The 3,421-nt window shown below is 64.8% G+C and carries 4 protein-coding genes; 2 read left to right on the top strand and 2 right to left on the bottom strand.

The annotated features are described in order from the left end of the window. Positions 1-39: 39 nt before the first annotated feature. Positions 40-402 (bottom strand): response regulator, encoded by a 363-nt coding sequence (locus LL06_RS11320; protein WP_035526419.1) that lies wholly within the window; start codon positions 400-402, stop codon positions 40-42. A 205-nt stretch (positions 403-607) separates the two neighbouring features. Beyond that, on the bottom strand, positions 608-1,255 hold the full coding sequence (locus LL06_RS11315; RefSeq protein WP_035526414.1) for a histidine phosphotransferase family protein: 648 nt from the start codon (positions 1,253-1,255) through the stop codon (positions 608-610). 239 nt (positions 1,256-1,494) lie between these two features. On the opposite strand from LL06_RS11315, the gene LL06_RS11310 reads away from it, so the two are divergent. Both LL06_RS11310 and LL06_RS11300 read left to right on the top strand, forming a co-directional pair. Beyond that, complete coding sequence (locus tag LL06_RS11310; RefSeq protein WP_035526411.1) at positions 1,495-2,082, top strand: EipA family protein; 588 nt, start codon at positions 1,495-1,497, stop codon at positions 2,080-2,082. A 262-nt stretch (positions 2,083-2,344) separates the two neighbouring features. Further along, a partial coding sequence (locus tag LL06_RS11300) for a hypothetical protein (RefSeq protein ID WP_052161441.1) occupies positions 2,345-3,421 on the top strand: 1,077 nt, incomplete at its 3' end.

Genomic DNA, 3,421 nt, shown 5'->3' with positions numbered 1-3,421 from the left:
CTGTCCAGACAGGCCCGGGACCGAACCAGGCGGCGCCGCTCAGGCGGCCGCGGCATAGGGCGCGAAGGCTTCGGTGAGGCTGCGCCGGTCGAACGGCTTGAGCAGGAACTCGTCGGCGCCCGCCCGCTTGCCCGCCATCATCTGCTTGAATTCCTTCTCGATCATCAAATAGTGGATGCGCACGTTCTTGCCGCCGTCCATCTGCCGCACTGAGGAGATCAGGTCCAGCGCCCCGGTCATGCCGGCGTCGACGCACAGCACGTCGGGCAGTTGCGCATCGCACATGATCATCGCCTCGCCGGCATTGGACGCCTCGATGACGAGGTAGTCGAGACCGGTCAGGATGCGTTTGGCGACCTTGCAGATCACGGCTGAATCATCGGCGATCATAAAGCGGCGCATGGCGACCCTCCTTTGGCTTCTTGCGCAAATCCGGATGCGAACCCGTCATTGTTGACGGCAAGACTACCCCAAGGGAGCGAACAAACCGTAATCAGACACGCTTAACGGAGCGTTTCATGCCCGTATGCTGCCGGAACAGGCCGAAACAGGTGGGTCCCACCTGTCTCGATGCTGGACCGCGGGCCTGGTCAGGCGGGCCTGTTTCTCACGCTGCGGCGCGCTGCGCCGTGAACACCACTTCGTCGGCATTGGCGGAGCAGGACAGCGTCATCCCGGCCTCCTCGGCCAAGAGCACGGTGTAATAAGGCTGGATCGAATGGGCGTCGATCGCCTCTTCCAGCTTGCCCGAATAGATCTCCAGGAACTTGGGCGGCACGCGCACCATGCGGCCCTTGCAGACCAGCCGGAACCGCGGATCAGTTTCCAGCGTCTCCAGCGTCACGTCGATCTCGCCGCCGCGCGGGATCGCGCCATAGGCCACCAGGAACAGGTTGAGCAGCAGCTTGACCTGGTTCTTGGGAATGATGGCGCGCGGGCCGCTCCACCGGACTTCGGTCTTCTTGTCGGCGGAAACGAAATCGACCACCGCCTTTTCGGCTTCGCCGGTGTCGATGGAGGCGCCGACCGACCCCGAAGCGCCGAAGGCGAGACGGGCGAATTTGAGCCGGACCGAGGCATTGAGCGCGCTGGTGCGGATGAGGTCCATCGCATCCGCGTCGGCGCCGCCCTCGTCGAGCAGTTCCAGCCCGTTGTTGATCGCTCCCACCGGAGAAATGATATCGTGGCACACCCGGCTGCACAGAAGCGCGGCAAGGTCGGGCCCAGCCAGGGTGAGGTTATGGTTCTTTGACATCGAAGTCTCCTCTGTGCGCCGCGCGCCGAATCAGTTGGTGAGAAAAATCGCACCGGGTGCGGTCAATCGCAAGCGCTGTCGACCGGTAACCCGGCGTGATCTGGCTGATTGCCGCATATCACCGAACCTGTTTCGCCCTAAAGACACCACATTTGGTAAACTGCTTATTAAGATCGACACGCCACAATGTGATCACTGTTACCTGCGGTATCTACCGTCCAATCAATGGAGTGGACCCTATGATCGCGTCCCGCTTTCGCCCCTGTGCTTTCGTTTCGTTTTTCCTGTCGCTGCTGTTGATTGCCGGAACGCTGCCCGATGCGCGCGCGCAGGCCGCCAACTCGTCGCAATACACCGCCCAGGAGATCGTCGATGCCGGCCACGGCTTTTTCGGCTCGACCTCCGGCGGCCTGGCCAAGGTGGTCGAAAAAGCGTTCCAGTCCTATGGCCTGCCCAACGGCTACATCCTCGGCCAGGAGGCCTCCGGCGCGCTCATCGGCGGCCTGACCTACGGCGAAGGCGAACTGTTCACCAAGAATGCCGGGCAGCACGAGGTCTTCTGGCAGGGACCGTCGCTCGGCTGGGACTATGGCGGCAATGGCAACCGGACCATGATGCTGGTCTACAATCTCCCGAGCGTCGAAGGCGTTTATGGCCGGTTCGGCGGCGTCTCCGGCTCGGCCTATGTGATCGCCGGCCTCGGCATGACCGTGCTCAAGCGCGACGGCGTGCTGGTGGTTCCGATCCGCACCGGCGTCGGCGCGCGGCTGGGCATCAATATCGGCTATCTCAAAATGACGCCGACGCCCACCTGGAACCCGTTCTGACCCAGGCCGCGCTGAGTTCCCTGCCGGCACCGCAAGGGCAGACCTTCGGGCCCGCGCGCCAATATTTGGCAGCAGACACGGAATTGTAAGCGCAAACAAGCATTTCCAAGCTTAGGGCGGCCGCAACCGGCCTTTTTTTTGTCGCGTTACATGAGCTTCCGGCCCCTTGGCGGCTTGCCGACAGGTGAACGCCATGCTTAAAGCTCTCCAGATTTCGCCGGGCCTGATGAATTGGCCCCGCCGGTGACACTGTGGATTCAAAGTGATCGAGTTTGTCCTGCTATTCGCGTTGGGGTTTCTCGCGGCCGCCCTGGTCGCGCTGATCGTCGCGCCGGTCATCCAGCGCCGGGTTGTGAGCCTGACCGAGCGGCGCATCCGCGCCAGCGTGCCGCTATCGGTGGCCGAGATCCGCGCCGAAAAGGACATGGCCCGGGCCGCCTTCGCCGCCGAGAACGCCCGGCTGTCGATCGATCTCAAGCACAATCGCGACCTTCTCACCGAAAGCGTGGCGCGCGGCACCCGGCTCAGCAACGACCTGGTGGCGCTGCGCGCCGAGAAGATAGCGGCCGAAGCCGCCATCGAGGAACGGGACGCAAGCATTCGCGGGCTCAACGCGGAGCTCGCCGAGCGCGATGTCAGGATCACCACCCTGACCGGAAACTTCTCCGACGCCACGCGGCTCGCGGAAGCGCGCAAGCAGGAAGTGGCAAGGCGCGACGACCAGATCAACCGGCTCGGCGCCGAGATCGAGGAACTGCGCATCGACCTCGTCACCCTCGACACCGAGGCGGAAAACTTCAAGGCCCAGATCCGGGAGCTGCGCGAGGAGCGCAACGCCCTGCGCGACGCCCTCAAGGACGCCGAGGCCGGCAACCGGGATCTGGAACTGCGCCTGAAAAGCACCAATGAGCGGCTGGGGCAGAACGAGGAAAAGCTCACCAAGACCATCACCGCGCTCACCGACCGCGAGAATGCGCTCGAGCGCCGGAGCGCCGAGGTCGAGCGGTTCCGCCAGAAGAACCGCGAGCTGTCGGACGAACTGAGGGCGGCCAAGAACGCGCCCCGGAACACGGCCGGCGCCGTCGGCAAGACGCCCGATCAGGCGCCCGCGCCGCAGCAGCCCGCAAAGCCGAAGCCCGATCTGCGCGCCGTGGATAGCCCCGCGCCGGAGCCATCGCAAGCCGCGGAAGCCCCCGAATACGAAGCCGGGGAAACCCCTGAATTCGAAGCCGAAACCGGCGCCGGGCAGGATAGGGCGCCCGAGCCTCGGGCGGACCTCCCTGCCCCTGCGGCGCCCGCACCGGCAGTCGCCGCAGCGGCGTCCGCGGGGGCAGCCCGC

It is taken from the genome of Hoeflea sp. BAL378, from assembly GCF_000759435.1.
In the GTDB taxonomy this organism is placed as follows: domain Bacteria; phylum Pseudomonadota; class Alphaproteobacteria; order Rhizobiales; family Rhizobiaceae; genus Hoeflea.
Note: the sequence above shows the minus strand (reverse complement) of the source record. Positions and strands in the feature narration are given on the sequence as shown.

What these genes read in the sequence shown, in the direction of transcription:
- LL06_RS11320 (WP_035526419.1), bottom strand. Translation starts at nt 402, where the DNA reads ATGCGCCGCTTTATGATCGCCGATGATTCAGCCGTGATCTGCAAGGTC.
- LL06_RS11315 (WP_035526414.1), bottom strand. Translation starts at nt 1,255, where the DNA reads ATGTCAAAGAACCATAACCTCACCCTGGCTGGGCCCGACCTTGCCGCG.
- LL06_RS11310 (WP_035526411.1), top strand. Translation starts at nt 1,495, where the DNA reads ATGATCGCGTCCCGCTTTCGCCCCTGTGCTTTCGTTTCGTTTTTCCTG.